The sequence below is a fragment of the Pseudomonas sp. PICF6 genome (assembly GCF_009831705.1).
Taxonomy (GTDB): domain Bacteria; phylum Pseudomonadota; class Gammaproteobacteria; order Pseudomonadales; family Pseudomonadaceae; genus Aquipseudomonas; species Aquipseudomonas rhizophila.
Map to the genome: position 1 here is coordinate 41,215 of NZ_WUUD01000027.1, position 16,656 is coordinate 57,870.

General features: G+C 59.8%; 18 protein-coding genes and 1 tRNA gene. 13 read left to right on the top strand and 6 right to left on the bottom strand.

Annotated elements, in window-relative coordinates; all coding sequences use genetic code 11:
* From GSM73_RS27580 to GSM73_RS19040, 6 genes are all read left to right on the top strand, one after another.
* On the top strand, nt 1–452 hold a 452-nt coding region (locus GSM73_RS27580; RefSeq protein ID WP_256676977.1), incomplete at its 5' end, for an NAD(P)/FAD-dependent oxidoreductase.
* A gap of 171 nt (nt 453–623) precedes the next feature.
* The gene (locus GSM73_RS19020) at nt 624–1,586 is read left to right on the top strand and encodes a DUF523 and DUF1722 domain-containing protein (RefSeq protein ID WP_047229407.1); all 963 of its coding nucleotides are present in this window, start codon (nt 624–626) and stop codon (nt 1,584–1,586) included.
* Nucleotides 1,586–2,524 (top strand): MerR family transcriptional regulator, encoded by a 939-nt coding sequence (locus GSM73_RS19025; RefSeq protein ID WP_047229406.1) that lies wholly within the window; start codon nt 1,586–1,588, stop codon nt 2,522–2,524. The genes GSM73_RS19020 and GSM73_RS19025 overlap by 1 nt, the downstream gene beginning before the upstream one ends.
* Nucleotides 2,525–3,958: a deoxyribodipyrimidine photo-lyase gene (gene phrB / locus GSM73_RS19030; RefSeq protein ID WP_160893522.1), complete on the top strand. Its 1,434-nt coding sequence runs from the start codon at nt 2,525–2,527 to the stop codon at nt 3,956–3,958.
* A gap of 126 nt (nt 3,959–4,084) precedes the next feature.
* Nucleotides 4,085–4,858, top strand: coding sequence for an SDR family oxidoreductase (locus GSM73_RS19035; protein WP_160893524.1), 774 nt, complete (start codon nt 4,085–4,087; stop codon nt 4,856–4,858).
* Nucleotides 4,859–4,886: 28 nt separating this feature from the next.
* Complete coding sequence (locus tag GSM73_RS19040) at nt 4,887–5,192, top strand: YkgJ family cysteine cluster protein (RefSeq protein WP_047229403.1); 306 nt, start codon at nt 4,887–4,889, stop codon at nt 5,190–5,192.
* 99 nt (nt 5,193–5,291) lie between these two features.
* Here the strand turns inward: GSM73_RS19040 and GSM73_RS19045 are convergent, their stop codons facing one another.
* The 6 genes from GSM73_RS19045 to hemA form a co-directional block, all read right to left on the bottom strand.
* Entirely contained in the window at nt 5,292–5,810 is a 519-nt protein-coding gene (locus GSM73_RS19045; protein WP_047229402.1) for an acyloxyacyl hydrolase, read from the bottom strand.
* A gap of 113 nt (nt 5,811–5,923) precedes the next feature.
* The gene (gene murI, locus GSM73_RS19050; RefSeq protein WP_076386302.1) at nt 5,924–6,715 is read right to left on the bottom strand and encodes a glutamate racemase; all 792 of its coding nucleotides are present in this window, start codon (nt 6,713–6,715) and stop codon (nt 5,924–5,926) included.
* Nucleotides 6,708–7,466: a molybdopterin-synthase adenylyltransferase MoeB gene (locus tag GSM73_RS19055; RefSeq protein WP_160893526.1), complete on the bottom strand. Its 759-nt coding sequence runs from the start codon at nt 7,464–7,466 to the stop codon at nt 6,708–6,710. The genes murI and GSM73_RS19055 overlap by 8 nt, the downstream gene beginning before the upstream one ends.
* Nucleotides 7,460–8,290, bottom strand: a complete 831-nt coding sequence (gene prmC, locus GSM73_RS19060) for a peptide chain release factor N(5)-glutamine methyltransferase (RefSeq protein ID WP_160893528.1) — start codon at nt 8,288–8,290, stop codon at nt 7,460–7,462. The genes GSM73_RS19055 and prmC overlap by 7 nt, the downstream gene beginning before the upstream one ends.
* Nucleotides 8,291–8,304: 14 nt before the next feature.
* Complete coding sequence (gene prfA, locus GSM73_RS19065) at nt 8,305–9,387, bottom strand: peptide chain release factor 1 (protein WP_047229398.1); 1,083 nt, start codon at nt 9,385–9,387, stop codon at nt 8,305–8,307.
* Nucleotides 9,384–10,673, bottom strand: coding sequence for a glutamyl-tRNA reductase (hemA, locus tag GSM73_RS19070; RefSeq protein ID WP_047229397.1), 1,290 nt, complete (start codon nt 10,671–10,673; stop codon nt 9,384–9,386). The genes prfA and hemA overlap by 4 nt, the downstream gene beginning before the upstream one ends.
* Nucleotides 10,674–10,844: 171 nt before the next feature.
* Between hemA and GSM73_RS19075 the strand changes: the two genes are divergently transcribed.
* The 7 genes from GSM73_RS19075 to pth all read left to right on the top strand — a co-directional run bounded on the left by GSM73_RS19075 (nt 10,845) and on the right by pth (nt 16,642).
* The gene (locus GSM73_RS19075; RefSeq protein ID WP_160893530.1) at nt 10,845–12,569 is read left to right on the top strand and encodes a tetratricopeptide repeat protein; all 1,725 of its coding nucleotides are present in this window, start codon (nt 10,845–10,847) and stop codon (nt 12,567–12,569) included.
* Nucleotides 12,570–12,573: 4 nt separating this feature from the next.
* Nucleotides 12,574–13,191 carry a lipoprotein insertase outer membrane protein LolB gene (lolB, locus tag GSM73_RS19080; protein ID WP_047229395.1) on the top strand — a complete coding sequence of 206 codons (618 nt, stop codon included), beginning with the start codon at nt 12,574–12,576 and terminating at the stop codon, nt 13,189–13,191.
* Nucleotide 13,192: 1 nt separating this feature from the next.
* Nucleotides 13,193–14,044: a 4-(cytidine 5'-diphospho)-2-C-methyl-D-erythritol kinase gene (gene ispE / locus GSM73_RS19085; RefSeq protein WP_047229394.1), complete on the top strand. Its 852-nt coding sequence runs from the start codon at nt 13,193–13,195 to the stop codon at nt 14,042–14,044.
* A 36-nt stretch (nt 14,045–14,080) separates the two neighbouring features.
* A tRNA-Gln gene (locus tag GSM73_RS19090) sits at nt 14,081–14,155 on the top strand.
* 47 nt (nt 14,156–14,202) lie between these two features.
* On the top strand, nt 14,203–15,144 hold the full coding sequence (locus tag GSM73_RS19095; RefSeq protein ID WP_003171603.1) for a ribose-phosphate pyrophosphokinase: 942 nt from the start codon (nt 14,203–14,205) through the stop codon (nt 15,142–15,144).
* Nucleotides 15,145–15,287: 143 nt separating this feature from the next.
* Complete coding sequence (locus GSM73_RS19100; protein WP_076386312.1) at nt 15,288–15,890, top strand: 50S ribosomal protein L25/general stress protein Ctc; 603 nt, start codon at nt 15,288–15,290, stop codon at nt 15,888–15,890.
* Between the two features lie 167 nt (nt 15,891–16,057).
* The gene (gene pth, locus GSM73_RS19105; protein WP_003185374.1) at nt 16,058–16,642 is read left to right on the top strand and encodes an aminoacyl-tRNA hydrolase; all 585 of its coding nucleotides are present in this window, start codon (nt 16,058–16,060) and stop codon (nt 16,640–16,642) included.
* The last annotated feature ends 14 nt before the right edge of the window (nt 16,643–16,656 follow it).

Here is a 16,656-nt window from a genome sequence, read left to right on the forward strand (position 1 = left end):
GCGTGAAGATGGACCCCACCTGGGCCGTGGCCCTGGCCTTCGAAACACCGCTGGATACCTCCATGGAAGGCTGCTTCGTCCAGGACAGCCCCCTCGACTGGCTGGCTCGCAACCGCAGCAAACCGGGGCGCGACAGCACGCTCGACACCTGGGTGCTGCACGCCACCAGCGACTGGAGTCGCCAACACATCGACATGGCCAAGGAAGCGGTGATCGAACACCTGCACGGCGCGTTCGCCGAGTTGCTGCACAGTGCAATGCCTGCGCCCAGCTTCAGCGTGGCCCACCGCTGGCTTTACGCGCGCCCCGCCGGCAACCATGAATGGGGCGCCTTGGCCGATGCCGACCTGGGTATGTATGTCTGTGGCGACTGGTGCCTGTCCGGTCGTGTCGAAGGTGCTTGGCTAAGCGGTCAGGAAGCCGCACGCCGTCTGCACGCCAGCCTGCAATAGAACGCGCCAGCCTACGTCACCCGCTGCTGTCGAAACAGGCAGCAGCCAGTCTGCGCAAAAACCACATCGCCCCCACATGCAAAAGCGGTTGACTTGTGCGCGTTCGGTTCTATGATGAAAATATTGTACACAAATGTTATTTTGTACAAGATTTGAAATCAGAGGTCGCCCATGCCCCATGATGCCGTCGTCAAACCGAAAATCGCTATCAGCGCCTGCCTGATGGGCGCTGAAGTTCGCTTCAACGGCGGACATAAGCAATCGCAGCTATGCAGCCGCACCTTGGTTGATTACTTCGACTTCGTGCCGGTCTGCCCTGAAGTCGCCATTGGCCTGGGCATCCCTCGCGAGCCGATCCGGCTGGTGGGTAATCCCGAACGGCCCGACGCGGTTGGTACGGTCAGGCACGACCTCAATGTAACCCGGCCATTGGCCGCTTACGGAGAGCAGATGGCCGAGGAACTGGATGACATCTGCGGCTACATCTTCATGCAGAAGTCGCCGTCCTGCGGACTGGAGCGGGTCAAGGTCTACGATCACAACAGCGTGCCACAGGACGGCGGCGGACGCGGCATCTATGCCCAGGCGTTTTGCGAGCGCCACCCCGACTTGCCGGTGGAGGAAGACGGTCGCCTGAACGACCCGGTGCTGCGGGAAAATTTCCTGACCCGGGTATTTGCCTACGCGGCCTGGCAACCGCTGCGCCGCAAAGGCCTGACACGCCGTGACCTGATCCACTTTCACTCGCGCTACAAATATCTGTTGATGGCCCATAACCCGGTGCAATACAAAGCCTTGGGCAATCTGTTGGGCAACATGGGCAAGGCCGATCCTGACGAGCTGGGCGCACGCTACTTCAGCGCCTTGATGGCTGCTTTGAAAAAATGCGCCACCCGCCGCACTCATACCAATGTGCTGCAACACCTGAGCGGTTACCTCAAACGCGCCATCAACGCCGAAGACAAGCAGGAAGTGCAACACCTCATCGGGCAATACCGCCTCGGCATCGTCCCCCTGGTAGTTCCGCTGACCTTGCTCAAGCATCACTTGCGCCTGCATCCCGATCCCTATCTGGCGCAGCAGGTCTACCTGCAACCACACCCGGAAAACCTCAGTCTGCGAAATGCCATTTGATGAAAAGCGAACCTGATTCCAGCGCCAGCGAAGACCTGGGGGCCGACTTCGCCAAAGCCCTGGCGCAGGGCTGGCTGCCCATACGCGAAGTCGCCCGCCAAACCGGGGTCAATGCCGTCACCCTGAGAGCCTGGGAGCGCCGTTATGGCCTGATCGTGCCGCACCGCACCCCCAAGGGTCACCGACTGTTCAATGCCGATCATGTGCAACGTATCTTGAGCATCCTCACCTGGATCGATCGGGGGGTGGCGGTGAGTAAGATAAAACCGCTGCTCGACACACCGCAGCCGCCCAGTGAACCGTTGGAAAACGACTGGCAGCGTCAGCGCCACGCCCTGATGCTGGCGGTCACGCAACTGGCCGAGCGTCAGGTCGATGATCTGGTCAACCAGGCTATGGCGCTTTATCCGCCCTGGACGGTGTGCGAGCAGTTGTTGTTGCCTTTGCTGGCCGAACTGCAATTGCGCTGGCAAGGCCAGTTCGGTGCGCAGTTGGAGCGGGTGTTTCTGTACTCCTGGCTGCGCAGCAAATTCGGCAGTCGGATCTACCACAACAATCGTCAGTTGCGCGGTGCGCCATTGCTGCTGGTCAACCATTCGGACCTGCCCTTGGAACCCCAATTGTGGCTTAGCGCCTGGCTGGCCAGCAGCGCCGATTGCCCCGTGGAAGTGTTCGATGGGCCGATACCCGCAGGCGAACTGGCCTTGGCCGTCGAACGCCTCAAAGCCCGTGGAGTGCTGCTGTACTCCAGCAACGCGCTGAACCTGTCCCAACTGCCCAAGCTGATCAGTGGAGTGGATTGCCCGATCATCATCGCCGGCCCGGCCGCATCGATCCATCACGCCCGGTTATCCACAGGCATTTCGACCGACAACCTTACGTGGGCCGAAGATCCGTTATCGGCTTACCGCGAACTGAGTCGCAGAGCACTTATTTGAATGAAAAACCCCACGCAACTGATCTGGCTGCGCAGCGACCTGCGCCTGCACGACAACACCGCCCTCGCCACCGCAGCAGCCCGGGGACCTTGTGTGGCGGTGTACCTGCCGAGCCCGGAACAATGGCGCGCGCATGACGATGCACCGTGCAAGATCGACTTTTGGCTGCGTAACCTCGCCTCGTTGAGCACTGCCCTGGAGGCGTTGAACATCCCGCTGCTGATCCGCCACGCTGCACGCTGGGATCAGGCACCGCAGATTCTGCTCTCGCTGTGCCACGAACTGGCAATCGACGCCGTCCATGTCAATGAAGAATACGGCTTGAACGAAACCCACCGAGATGCCGAAGTTGCCCGAACGTTGCAGGGCCAGGGCATCGAATTTCACAGCCACCTCGACCAGTTGCTGTTCAAGCCCGGCAGTGTGCTGACCAAGACCGGCACCTATTTCCAGGTGTTCAGCCAGTTCCGCAAGGTCTGTTACAGCCGCCTGCACTTTTCGCTGCCAAGCCTGGTCGCAAAACCGGCCCGGCAGGCACCCACCGGCATTGTCAGCGACCCGGTGCCCACGCAAGTCGAAGGCTTCTCGCCTGCGAGTGAAACGCTGCGCGCCCTCTGGCCAGCGGGTGAAAACGAAGCCCGGCGGCGCCTGGACACCTTCGCTGAGCAACACCTCGATTATTACCAGAGCGAACGGGACTTTCCCGCCAGGCCAGGCACCAGCCAGCTCTCGGCGTACCTGGTGGCGGGTGTGATCTCGCCACGCCAATGCCTGCACGCGGCGCTGCAGGCCAACCAGGGTGAATTCGAGAGCGGAAATGTCGGTGTTGTGACATGGATCAATGAATTGCTCTGGCGTGAGTTCTATAAACACATTCTAGTGGGCTATCCACGTGTGTCTCGCCATCGCGCGTTCCGTCCGGAAACCGAAGCGCTGGCCTGGCGCAACGCCCCTGAAGAGCTGGAGGCCTGGAAACAGGCACGCACTGGCTTGCCGATCATCGACGCGGCCATGCGCCAGTTGCTGGAAACCGGGTGGATGCACAACCGTTTGCGGATGGTGGTGGCGATGTTTCTGACCAAGAACCTGCTGATCGACTGGCGCGAGGGTGAGCGCTTTTTCATGCAACACCTGATCGACGGCGACCTGGCCGCCAACAACGGCGGCTGGCAGTGGAGCGCCTCGACCGGGACGGATGCTGCGCCCTGGTTTCGGATCTTCAACCCCTTGAGTCAATCGGAAAAATTCGACCGTGAAGGATTGTTCATCAAACGCTGGTTACCTGAACTGAACGATCTCGATAAGCAACAGGTCCATAATCCAAACATGCAGGGCCGATTGTTTGGCGTGACGGATTATCCTCCGGCGATTGTCGACCTGGGTCAGTCCCGGGCTCGTGCATTGCAGGCGTTCAGAAACCTGCCAACTCGATAAGTGTAAAACCAAGAAATCGGGCGATCAGCGAACAGAAAAACACGGACCGTAAGATGCAATTTCAACCCTGCGGCCATACAGTCTTATACCAAACTCGTGCACTCTGCTCGGCGAAGGAAGTATGGAATGGGTCTAGAAACTCGTAAGCGATATTGGCTGACCGGCGCGGGCAACGGAATCGGCGTTTCGTTGGCCGAAGCGATACTCAAAACCGGCGCACACCTGGCCGTTAGCTCGCGCTCGTCGCGCTCGAGTGAAGACCTTTCGGCACGTTATCCGGGACAAGTACTGGCGGTGCCCGGCAACTTGACCGACAGCCAGACCGTACGCGAGATCGGCGAACAGATTGCCCGGCAGTGGGGCTCGCTGGACACCGTGATTCTCAATGCAGGAACCGCCGAATACATCGACGGCCAACCCGCCGACCCTTTGATCATCGAACACATTGTGCGCAGCAATCTGATAGCGGCCAGCTTCTGCATTCACACTGCCCTGCCATTGCTGCGTGCAGGCAACCGGTCCCATCTGGTGGGCATCGCCAGCCCGGCGACTTACCTGCCACCGTCATATAGCGAGGCCGACGGCAAAGGCATGCGTTTTCTGTTTGAGTCGGCTCGCGTCGAACTGGTGGCCGAGGGCATCGACGTGACGCTGGTTCATCCGGGCTTCGACAGCCCTTCGCTCAGTCTCGACGACTGTTTTCCGGCCCCAGTCCAGTGGACGGCCGAAACGGCGGCACATCACGTGCTGAAACAACTGGCCGAGCGCCCCCATGAAGTGGCGCTCCCCGTTTCGTCCATGACCGTACTCTGGCCGCTACCTTCATCGACCGAATCGATGCTCACTGACGTCGACTCAGATAAAGCGGGGAATGGGTGCCCGATCAAGGGCCAACCCTGAGGGGCGCGGTTGCCTTACACTGCGCGCCATGAAAACCATCCCTGTCCATCAGATCCCCCAGCCTGCCGTCACTTGTTCGACGTGCGCGGCGTGCTGTTGCCAACTGGAAGTGATGCTGATCACTGACACTGGCGTGCCCGAACGCTTTATCGACACGGACGAATGGGGTGGAGAAGTGATGTTGCGGCTCGACGATGGTTGGTGCGCGGCGCTGGATCGCGACAGCATGATGTGCACGATCTACGAAAAACGCCCGCTGATCTGCCGCGAGTTCGAGATGGGCGCGCCGGAATGTATTGAAGAACGCAAAGGGATTGCGACTGCGTATCGGTAGCCCGTGGGAGCGAGCCTGCTCGCGATAGCGGTAGACCAGTCAATATGAGGTTGTCTGATACTTCGCTATCGCGAGCAGGCTCGCTCCCACGGGTTTGGGTTACAGCGGCATCGTGTAGTGCAGCGCGTAACTTTCGACACCGTCGTTGGTCGACTTGATGCCGGCGTTGGAGTAATGAGTGGCGCGAATACCCACTTCATGTCCACCGTTGAAGCGCAGGCCGAAACCAATGCGGTCCTCGAACTGAAAAGCCGTACCGAGCTGGTTGTTTTCCACTTGGGTATTTTCAAACAACGCAACACCGATACCCGCCTCGATGTAGGGTTTTACGTTTTGACCGGCAAACTCATACACAAAGACAGGCGAGAACGACAGGCTGTGATTGCTGGAGGCCTCATCCCCTTCCCAATACGTGTAAGCGCCGCTCCAATAGCCGGTCAGGCGACCTACATCACTCTGCAACCAGCTCTTGTCCCAATCGAACTGCATACCCAAGCGGTAAGTCATGGTCGACTCGCCGGTCTGGCCCACCCCAAACTCCACACCTGCCGCTTGTGCGGAGTAAGTGTGCCCCAACAATGCAGCCGCAAGTGCGGCCAAGCAGAATAAACGCTTCATTAGAAACATCCTTTTCCGAACAGACTTAGTTAGTTTTGTTACAAACAGACAAAGCTATAGAAATCCGCGTTAAAACAGAAGTTCAGCCTGATTTAGGTATTTTTCAGGTTTTTTTACAGACTGAAGCTTCGCACAACGCCGGACGAATTCCATAGCGTTGGTAGGATTTTTCTTAAATGTATCGGATCTGCGCTACTCCAGAATCGCGTTTCACTGGCGGGACCGGCGGCCAGGAGGCCGCGTTCAGCGAGCAGGCGCTGAAGTTGCCGGGCAACGGCGGCCCCCGTGTCGATCAGGCTGATGTGCGCGGGGACCATGTGCTTGAGCAATGGCTTGAGGAAGGGATAGTGCGTGCAACCCAGGATCAGCGTGTCGCAGCCGGCGGCCAGCAAAGGTTCGACATAGCCCTGCAGCAATTGACGCAAAGCCGGGCTCTGGAGATCGCCTGCTTCGATCAGCTCTACCAGCCCGGGGCATGGCTGGGTGATCACCTGCACATCGGTGGCGAACCGATCAAGTAACGCGGCGAATTTGGCACTTTGTAATGTGCCAGTGGTTGCCAGCACACCGACAATGCCACTTCGAGTGGCAGCCGCCGCCGGTTTGACCGCCGGCTCCATGCCGACAATGGGCCAGTGGGGATAATCACGACGCAAATCGGCGACCCCGGCGACCGTCGCGGTATTGCAAGCCACCACCAGCGCCTTGGCGCCCTGGTGATGGAGAAAGTTGGCGATGATTGCGCACCGCTGCCGGATGAATTCCGGGGTTTTCTCGCCGTAGGGAATATGCCCACAGTCTGCAACGTAGAGCAGTGACTCATTGGGCAACAGCCGACGAATCTCCCCCAGCACCGACAACCCGCCGACACCCGAATCGAACACACCGACCGGCGCTTCAGTCATGCTGGCTGCTACCACAGACGCTGCACCCCGGATCACGCTTGACCCTCAGCTCACGAAAACGGCTGCCCACGGCGTCGATCAACAGCAGGCGTCCCACCAGTGGTTCGCCGAAACCGGCCAACAGTTTCAAGGCTTCAAGGGCTTGCAGACTGCCCACCAACCCCACCAGCGGCCCGAGCACACCGGCTTCGCTGCAGGTCAATTCGGCTTCACTGCCGTGGCCATAGAGGCAGTGATAGCAGGGGCTTTCCGGGCGGCGCGGATCAAACACGGATAGCTGCCCTTCCAGGCGAATCGCCGCACCGCTGACCAGCGGTTTGCCCGCTGCGACACACGCCGCATTCACCGCTTCGCGGGTGGAGAAATTGTCGGAACAGTCCAGCACCACATCCACTGCCGCAACGGCAGCAGACAGGCTGTCTTCATCCATGGCCTGTGGGTGAGGCACCAGGCTGATTTCAGGGTTGAGCGCCGTCAGGCGACGCATCGCCGAATCGACCTTGCTCAGGCCCACACTGTCGGTGTCGTGGATGATCTGGCGTTGCAGGTTGGTCAGGTCGACCGTGTCAAAATCCGCCAGGTGCAACTCACCGACGCCAGCAGCGGCCAGGTACAACGCCACCGGAGCGCCGAGTCCGCCGAGGCCGACAATCAATACGCGGCTGTGCTTGAGTCGCAGTTGCCCGTCGATGTCGACGTGCTGCAACAGAATCTGCCGGCTATAGCGCAACAGCTCCTGATCGTTCAGCACGGCAGGCGCCCCAGGCTGATGCGCTCATGCCCACCCAGGTCCTGGCGGCTGTGGACTTCAGTAAACCCTTGGGTTTGCAGCAGATCACGCACCGCGTCGGCCTGATCGTAACCGTGCTCGAGCATCAACCAGCCACCCGTTTCAAGATGATCGGGGGCCTGGGTGATAATTGTGCGCAAATCATCAAGCCCGTCGTGCCCTGCCACCAGGGCACTGGCCGGCTCAAACCGCACGTCGCCCTCGGCCAGGTGAGGATCGGTGGCGGCTATATAGGGTGGGTTGCTGATGATCAGCTCAAAACGCTCACCGTCCAAAGCGCTGAACCAGTGGCTGCTCAGCACCGTGACGTTGCGCAGGTCCAGGCGCTGGCGATTGCGTTCGGCCAGGGCCACCGCCTCCAGCACACGGTCGACCGCGGTGACTGTCCAGGCCGGGCGCTCGCTGGCCAATGCCAGGGCAATCGCGCCGCTGCCGGTGCCCAGATCCAGAACCCTCGCCGGTGCGGCCGGCAGCAAGGCCAGCGCGGTTTCCACCAGCAGTTCGGTGTCGGGACGCGGAATCAAGGTGTGAGGCGCCACTTCCAGGTCCAGGTTCCAGAAGCCTTGCTGCCCGAGGATATAAGCCACTGGCTCGCCAGAACGACGGCGGCGCAGGTATTCAGAGAACAACAACGCCGCTTCGCTTGGCACGATTCGCTCGGGCCAGGTGTGCAGGAAGCTGCGGGACTTGCCCAGTGCCGCGGCCAGCAGCAATTCGGCATCCAGTCGGGACGTGGGCGAATCCGGCAGCTCGGCGGCGCGTAACAAACTGGCGATGATGGTCATATGTTCACCTGTGCTTACTCGCCAATCGCGGCCAACTGGTCGGCCTGGTATTCGGCCAGCAACGGTTCGATCACTGCATCGACGCCGCCGGCGAGAATTTCGTCGAGCGAATACAACGTCAGGTTGACTCGATGGTCGGTGACCCGCCCCTGGGCAAAGTTGTAGGTACGAATCCGCTCCGAGCGATCTCCAGAGCCCACCAACAGCTTGCGTTCGCTGGCGATGGCGTTGGCCGCAGCACTGGTCTGTTGATCGTTGAGCTTGGCCGACAACCACGACATGGCACGCGCACGGTTCTTGTGCTGGGAACGCTCCTCCTGGCACTCGACCACAATGCCCGAAGGCAGGTGAGTGATACGGATCGCCGAATCGGTCTTGTTGACGTGCTGACCGCCCGCCCCCGAGGAGCGGTAGGTGTCGACCCGCAGGTCCGCCGGGTTGATCTCGATGGCTTCCTGCTCGTCCGGCTCGGGCAAAACCGCCACGGTACAGGCCGAAGTGTGGATACGCCCCTGGGATTCGGTGGCCGGGACACGCTGCACGCGGTGGGCGCCGGATTCGAATTTCAGCTTGCCGTAGACGTTGTCACCTTCGACCCGGGCGATGACCTCTTTATAGCCGCCGTGTTCGCCTTCGTTCTCCGAGAGGATCTCCACCCGCCAGCCGCGACGCTCTGCGTAACGCGAATACATGCGGAACAGGTCCCCGGAGAATATCGCCGCTTCGTCGCCGCCGGTGCCGGCACGGATCTCGAGAAACACATTGCGACCGTCATTCGGATCCTTGGGCAACAACATGCGTTGCAGGTTGCTTTCAAGCTCGAGCAACTGCTCCTTGGCTTCACGGACTTCCTCGACCGCCATTTCGCGCATGTCCGGATCGCTGTCCTTGAGCAACGCCTGGGCGCCTTCAAGGTCGCCCTGCACTTTGAGCAACTGTTTATAGGTGGCGACGATCGGCTCGACTTCGGCGTATTCCTTGGAATACGTGCGAAACTTGTTCTGGTCGGAAATGACTTCACCATCGCCCAGCAGGGCGGTCAGTTCCTCGAAACGGTCCTGGAGAATGTCCAGCTTATTGAGCAGTGACGCTTTCATTGCGATTTTTTATCCGAAAAACTATCCGGTGAACCCTCACCGAGGGCAAAGAGTTCCTGGGCCATGGCCAACGCATCGAGGCGGCCTTCGGCGGTCAGCTTCTTGAGCTGGACACTGGGCGCGTGAAGCAATTTATTGGTCAGGCCGCGAGCCAGTTGCACCAGCACCTCTTCGGCGCTGCCACCGTTGGCCAGCAGGCGCTGGGCCTTTTGCAGCTCTTCGTCGCGCAGGCGTTCGCTCTGCTGACGATAAGCCTTGAGCACATCCACCGCCGCCAGCTCGCGCAGGCGGACCATGAAGTCCTCGGCGCCAATGGTGATCATTTCTTCGGCCGCCTGGGCCGCCCCTTGCCGGCTCTTGAGGTTCTCGGCGACCACTTCGTGCAGGTCGTCGACGCTGTACAGATAAACGTCGTCGAGCTCGCCCACTTCCGGCTCGATGTCCCGGGGAACGGCAATATCCACCATGAAAATCGGCTTGTGCTTGCGCAGTTTCAGGGCGCTTTCCACCGCGCCTTTGCCCAGGATCGGCAACTGGCTGGCGGTGGAGCTGATGACGATGTCACTGTGCACCAGCTCGGCCGGGATGTCCGACAGCAGCACAGCATGGGCGCCGAACTGCTCGGCCAGGGTACTGGCGCGCTCCAGGGTACGGTTGGCAACCACGATACGCTTGACCCCCAGGTCGTGCAGATGGCGCGCGACCAGGGTGATGGTCTCCCCCGCGCCGATCAGCAGCGCCTGGCTGCGTTGCAGATCGCTGAAAATCTGTTTCGCCAGGCTGACCGCGGCAAATGCCACGGACACCGGGTTTTCGCCGATGGCCGTGTCGGTGCGCACCTGTTTGGCGGCATTGAACGTGGCCTGGAACAAGCGCCCCAGCAGAGGCCCGACCGTGCCGGCCTCACGGGCCACGGCATAGGCCGACTTCATCTGGCCGAGAATCTGCGGTTCGCCCAGCACCAGCGAATCGAGCCCGGAGGCAACTCGCATCATGTGACGAACGGCCGCATCGTCTTCATGCACATAGGCACTGGCGCGCAGCTCTTCAAGACTCAGATCGTGATATTCGGCCAGCCAGCGCAGCACGGTATCGGCCGAAATGTGATCCTGCTCTATATAAAGCTCGCTGCGATTGCAGGTGGAGAGGATGGCAGCCTCGCGGCTCTCGGTGAGTCGGCAAAGCTGCTGCAGGGCCTCAACCAGTTGCTCAGGCGTAAAGGCCACGCGCTCGCGGACGTCTACGGAAGCAGTCTTGTGGTTAATACCAAGTGCAAGGAAGGCCATTCAAGGTCGCTGATAGTGACGTGAAGCCGGCAATTGTCCTACTTCGCCAGATTCAGAACAACCACTCGATATCTATCGCCCTGCCCCGTGCCGTAAATCGACGGGCCGGTTATGTTTGACCGAAGGCTGTGTCATGATGATCCGACCGCAGGTTAGTCGTCCTTTTCCTATATGAATAGATCTTCCGCGTTGCTCCTCGCTTTTGCCTTGCTCGGCGGCTGTCAGTCCATGGCTCCCGTGTCGACAGACGGTACGCCGCCGGTCGAAGACAGCACCCAGGCCCCTGAAAAGCCCAAGGTCTATAGCTCATTCAGCGAAGAAACCATTTTCAGCCTGTTGAGCGCCGAACTGGCAGGCCAGCGCAATCGCTTCGACATTGCGCTGGACAACTACGTCACCCAGGCCATCAACACACAGGACCCGGGCATCTCCGAGCGGGCGTTTCGCATTGCCGAATACCTGGGTGCCGACCAGCCCGCCCTGGATACCGCACTGATCTGGGCCAAAAACGCCCCGCAAGACCTCGAAGCGCAACGCGCCGCCGCCGTGCAACTGGCCCGGGCCGGACGCTACGACGACTCCATGGTGTATATGGAGAAAGTCCTGCTGGGCAAGGGCGACACCCATTTCGACTTCCTTGCGCTATCAGCAGCCGATACCGACCAGGAAACCCGCGACGGCCTGACTAAAAGCTTCGACCGACTGCTGCAGCGCCATCCCGATAACGGTCAGCTGATTTTCGGCAAGGCCCTGCTGCTGCAACAGGATGGTGACATCCAGGGCGCCCTTTCCCTGCTGGAAGACAACCCGCCGCAAGCGGGCGAAGTGGCGCCGATTCTGCTGCGCGCTCGCTTGCTGCAAGGCGCGAACCGCGGCGACGAAGCCCTGCCGTTGCTGGAAAAAGGCATCAGGCAATACCCGGACGACAAGCGCCTGCGTCTCACCTACGCGCGCATGCTGGTGGAAAACGACCGCATGGACGACGCCAAGGTGGAGTTTTCCAGCCTGGTCCAGCAGTACCCTGAAGACGATGAATTGCGCTATTCCCTGGCGTTGGTCTGCCTGGAAGCCAAAGCGTGGGAAGAAGCCAAGGGTCACCTGGAAGACCTGATTGCGCGGGGAACGCATGTCGACTCCGCCCACTTGAACCTGGGCCGCATCGCGGAAGAGCGCAACGATCCCGAGAGTGCACTGCTCGAGTACGCCCAGGTCGGCCCAGGCAACGATTATCTGCCGGCCCAGTTGCGCCAGGCCGATATCCTGATGAGCAACGGCAAAACGGCCGAGGCCCAGAGTCGCCTCGCCGTGCAGCGGGACACCCAGCCGGACTACGGCATCCAGTTGTATCTGATCGAGGCTGAAACCCTGTCGGCCAATAATCAGGGCGACAAAGCCTGGACTGTGCTCGATCGGGCGTTGAAGCAGTACCCGGACGACCTGAACCTGTTGTATACCCGCGCCATGCTGGCGGAGAAACGCAATGACCTGGCGCAGATGGAGAAAGACCTGCGCCTGATCATCCAGCGCGACCCCGACAATGCAATGGCCCTCAATGCCCTGGGCTACACCTTGTCCGATCGCACCACCCGATACGCCGAAGCCAAGGTGCTGATCGAACAGGCCCACCAGCTCAACCCGGAAGACCCGGCGGTGCTCGACAGTCTTGGCTGGGTGCATTTCCGCCTGGGCAACCTCGACGAGGCCGAACGCCTGCTGCGCCAGGCCCTGGAGCGCTTTCCCGACCAGGAAGTCGCCGCGCACCTGGGCGAAGTCCTGTGGGCCAACGGCAAACAGCGCGAAGCCCGGCAGATCTGGAGCAAGTTCCTCAAGGAACAGCCCGACAGCCCCATCCTGCGCAGCACCATCAAACGCCTGACCGGATCAGAGACCCTTTAAAATTATGCTTTTGCGCCACTTCATCGTTTTCAGCTTTATCGCCCTGCTCGCCGGTTGCGCCGGCTTCGGCGCCCGAGAATCCGTCCAGGGCCACGGCAACACGGCCCAATGGCGAGAGCACAAGGAACAACTGAGCGGTCTCGACGGCTGGCAGATCGACGGCAAGATCGGCATACGCGCACCGAAAGACTCAGGCAGCGGCACGTTGTTCTGGCTGCAACGCCAGGACTACTACGACATTCGCCTGTCCGGCCCGCTGGGTCGTGGCGCGGCGCGCCTGACCGGCCGACCAGGCCAGGTTTCGTTGGAAGTGGCCAATCAGGGTCGCTACGAATCACCCTCGCCGGAAGCCTTGCTGGAAGAACAACTGGGCTGGAAGCTGCCCGTATCCCACCTGACCTGGTGGGTTCGCGGCCTGCCGGCACCGGACAGCAAAAGCCGCCTGACCCTCGATGCCGACAGTCGCCTGTCCAACCTGGAGCAGGACGACTGGCAGATCGAATACTTAAGCTACGCCGAGCAAAACGGTTACTGGTTGCCCGAGCGCATCAAACTGCACGGCAGCAACCTGGACGTCACGCTGGTGATCAAGCAATGGCAGCCGCGCAAGCTGGGGCAATGACATGACCGCTGCGCGCCTGACCCTGCCCTCCCCGGCCAAGCTCAACCTGATGTTGCACATCCTGGGCCGTCGCCCGGACGGCTATCACGAGTTGCAGACGATTTTTCAGTTTCTCGACTACGGCGATGAAATCACCTTTGCCGTGCGTGACGACGGCGTGATTCACCTGCACACCGAATTCGAAGGCGTTCCTCACGACAGCAACCTGATCGTCAAAGCCGCGAAAAAACTTCAGGAGCAATCCGGGTGTTCGCTGGGCATTGATATCTGGATCGAAAAAATCCTGCCCATGGGCGGCGGCATCGGCGGCGGCAGCTCAAACGCGGCAACGACTTTGCTGGGGCTCAACCACCTGTGGCAACTGGGTTGGGACGCTGATCGCTTGGCTGCATTGGGCCTTACGCTGGGCGCCGATGTGCCGGTTTTCGTACGGGGCCACGCGGCTTTTGCCGAGGGCGTCGGGGAAAAACTCACACCGGTAGAGCCCGAGGAACCCTGGTACTTGGTGCTGGTGCCGCAAGTATCTGTAAGTACAGCAGAAATTTTTTCAGATCCACTGTTGACACGTAACTCTCCCCCCATTAAAGTGCGCCCCGTTCCCAAGGGAAACAGTCGAAATGACTGCTTACCGGTGGTAGCAAGGCGTTATCCAGATGTTCGTAACGCTTTGAATTTGTTAGGTAAATTTACCGAAGCAAAACTCACCGGAACTGGAAGTTGTGTGTTTGGGGGCTTCCCAAGCAAAGCTGAAGCTGATAAAGTCTCGGCCCTTCTGACAGAGACCCTTACAGGGTTTGTAGCAAAAGGAAGCAACGTTTCGATGTTGCATCGCAAGCTGCAAAGTCTGCTCTAACGGAATCGAGTGCTGGGCACTCGAAGCAACAGATACAGGGGCGTCGCCAAGCGGTAAGGCAGCAGGTTTTGATCCTGCCATGCGTTGGTTCGAATCCAGCCGCCCCTGCCATTTTCCTATACTCATCCAGGTATACCCTCAGCCTTCAGGTACTGCGCGTGTCCAAGATGATGGTCTTTACGGGGAACGCTAACCCCGATCTGGCTCGGCGTGTTGTACGTCAGCTGCATATCCCTCTCGGTGACATTTCTGTCGGTAAGTTCTCCGACGGCGAGATCACTGCCGAGATCAATGAAAACGTTCGCGGTAAAGACGTCTTCATTATTCAGCCGACTTGCGCTCCGACCAACGATAACCTGATGGAACTCGTCGTGATGGCTGATGCCTTCCGCCGCTCCTCGGCTACTCGTATTACTGCTGTTATTCCTTACTTTGGTTATGCCCGTCAGGATCGCCGTCCGCGTTCCGCACGTGTGGCAATCAGCGCGAAAGTCGTGGCTGACATGCTTACCGTAGTCGGCATCGATCGTGTGCTCACGGTCGATCTGCATGCTGACCAGATTCAGGGCTTCTTCGATATTCCCGTGGATAACATCTACGGCTCCCCGGTTCTGGTGGATGACATTGAAGATCAGCGCTTCGAAAACCTGATGATCGTGTCCCCGGACATTGGCGGCGTCGTGCGTGCACGGGCCGTTGCCAAATCCCTGGGCGTTGATCTGGGTATCATCGACAAACGCCGTGAGAAAGCCAATCACTCCGAAGTGATGCATATCATCGGCGACGTCGAAGGGCGTACCTGTATTCTGGTCGACGACATGGTCGATACCGCCGGCACCCTGTGCCACGCGGCCAAGGCCCTGAAAGAGCATGGCGCTGCCAAGGTCTTTGCCTACTGCACACACCCTGTGCTGTCGGGTCGAGCGATCGAAAACATTGAAAATTCCGTGCTGGACGAGCTGGTGGTCACTAACACCATCCCGCTGTCCGCTGCAGCACAAGCCTGTGCGCGTATCCGCCAACTGGATATCGCACCGGTTGTTGCCGAGGCGGTTCGCCGCATCAGCAATGAAGAATCGATCAGTGCGATGTTCCGTTAAGGGCCCTGCCCTTTCCATTACATCTCGTTGACGAAAAGCGCCCCGCCCCGACATTACCTGCCGGGGCGGGGCTTTTTTGCCCATATCGCCTTTAGCGCTGGTCGCAAGCGCTGGGGTGAATGTGGTTACTTTGGAGATACAACATGAACGAATTTACCCTGAATGCTGAAGTGCGTTCCGACCTGGGGAAAGGTGCGAGCCGCCGCCTGCGTCGTCTCGCAAGCCTGGTTCCAGCTGTAGTCTACGGTGGCGACAAAGCCCCTGAGTCCATCAGCATGCTGGCCAAAGAAGTTGCCAAACTGCTCGAAAACGAAGCGGCCTACAGCCACATCATCGAGCTGAACGTTGGCGGCACCAAGCAAAACGTCGTGATCAAAGCCCTGCAGCGTCACCCGGCCAAAGGCCACGTGATGCACGCTGACTTCGTACGCGTTGTTGCCGGTCAGAAGCTGACTGCTGTTGTTCCAGTGCACTTCATCAACGAAGCTGCTCCGGTCAAGAAAGGCGGCGAAATCTCGCACGTAACTTCCGAGCTGGAAGTTTCCTGCCTGCCGAAAGACCTGCCTGAATTCATCGAAGTCGACCTGGCTGACGCCGAAATCGGCACGATCATTCACCTGTCCGACCTCAAGGCCCCTAAAGGCGTTGAGTTTGTTGCCCTGGCGCACGGCGATGACAAGGCTGTTGCCAACGTCCACGCTCCACGTGTTGCTCCAGAAGCGACTGAAGAAGAAGCTGCAGAGTAATTTCACTCTGTCGCCGGAGTGACCGGAAACATCGCGGACTGGAACGTAGCGAGACAGCGGGCGAGAACGCGAAGTTTACTTAACGGTAGATCCGCCATTTTCGTCCCACTGTCGCAACACCGTTTGAGCGCGACGTTGTTATCCACACTCCAGGAAGGGCCCCTATCGTGACTGCCATTAAACTGATCGTTGGCCTGGGAAATCCAGGCGCTGAATACGAACAGACCCGGCATAACGCAGGGGCCCTTTTTGTTGAGCGCATCGCGCACGCACAAGGCGTCAGCCTGGCGGCCGATCGCAAATATTTCGGCCTGACCGGGCGTTTCTCACACCAGGGTCAGGATGTTCGTCTGTTGATTCCCACCACCTACATGAACCGCAGCGGCCAGGCCGTAGCGGCATTGGCCGGTTTCTTTCGCATCAAACCTGAAGAAATCCTGGTGGCCCACGACGAACTCGACCTGCCTCCGGGCGTCGCCAAACTCAAGCAGGGCGGCGGCCATGGCGGTCACAACGGGTTGCGCGACATCATCGCGCAACTGGGTAATCAGAATACCTTTCACCGCCTGCGGCTCGGCATCGGCCACCCGGGCGTTGCCAGCATGGTTTCAAATTTTGTCCTGGGTCGTGCGCCTCGCGCCGAACAGGAAAAACTCGATGCCAGCATCGACTTTGCCCTCGGCGTGCTGCCGGATATCCTCGCCGGTGAATGGAACCGCGCGATGAAAAACCTGCACAGCCAGAAGGCCTGACTCTACTCCGAGGG

Coding starts and splice junctions, on each gene's coding strand:
- GSM73_RS19020 (WP_047229407.1), top strand. CDS start 624: ATGCCCCATGATGCCGTCGTCAAACCGAAAATCGCTATCAGCGCCTGC.
- GSM73_RS19025 (WP_047229406.1), top strand. CDS start 1,586: ATGAAAAGCGAACCTGATTCCAGCGCCAGCGAAGACCTGGGGGCCGAC.
- phrB (WP_160893522.1), top strand. CDS start 2,525: ATGAAAAACCCCACGCAACTGATCTGGCTGCGCAGCGACCTGCGCCTG.
- GSM73_RS19035 (WP_160893524.1), top strand. CDS start 4,085: ATGGGTCTAGAAACTCGTAAGCGATATTGGCTGACCGGCGCGGGCAAC.
- GSM73_RS19040 (WP_047229403.1), top strand. CDS start 4,887: ATGAAAACCATCCCTGTCCATCAGATCCCCCAGCCTGCCGTCACTTGT.
- GSM73_RS19045 (WP_047229402.1), bottom strand. CDS start 5,810: ATGAAGCGTTTATTCTGCTTGGCCGCACTTGCGGCTGCATTGTTGGGG.
- murI (WP_076386302.1), bottom strand. CDS start 6,715: ATGACTGAAGCGCCGGTCGGTGTGTTCGATTCGGGTGTCGGCGGGTTG.
- prmC (WP_160893528.1), bottom strand. CDS start 8,290: ATGACCATCATCGCCAGTTTGTTACGCGCCGCCGAGCTGCCGGATTCG.
- prfA (WP_047229398.1), bottom strand. CDS start 9,387: ATGAAAGCGTCACTGCTCAATAAGCTGGACATTCTCCAGGACCGTTTC.
- hemA (WP_047229397.1), bottom strand. CDS start 10,673: ATGGCCTTCCTTGCACTTGGTATTAACCACAAGACTGCTTCCGTAGAC.
- GSM73_RS19075 (WP_160893530.1), top strand. CDS start 10,845: ATGAATAGATCTTCCGCGTTGCTCCTCGCTTTTGCCTTGCTCGGCGGC.
- lolB (WP_047229395.1), top strand. CDS start 12,574: ATGCTTTTGCGCCACTTCATCGTTTTCAGCTTTATCGCCCTGCTCGCC.
- ispE (WP_047229394.1), top strand. CDS start 13,193: ATGACCGCTGCGCGCCTGACCCTGCCCTCCCCGGCCAAGCTCAACCTG.
- GSM73_RS19100 (WP_076386312.1), top strand. CDS start 15,288: ATGAACGAATTTACCCTGAATGCTGAAGTGCGTTCCGACCTGGGGAAA.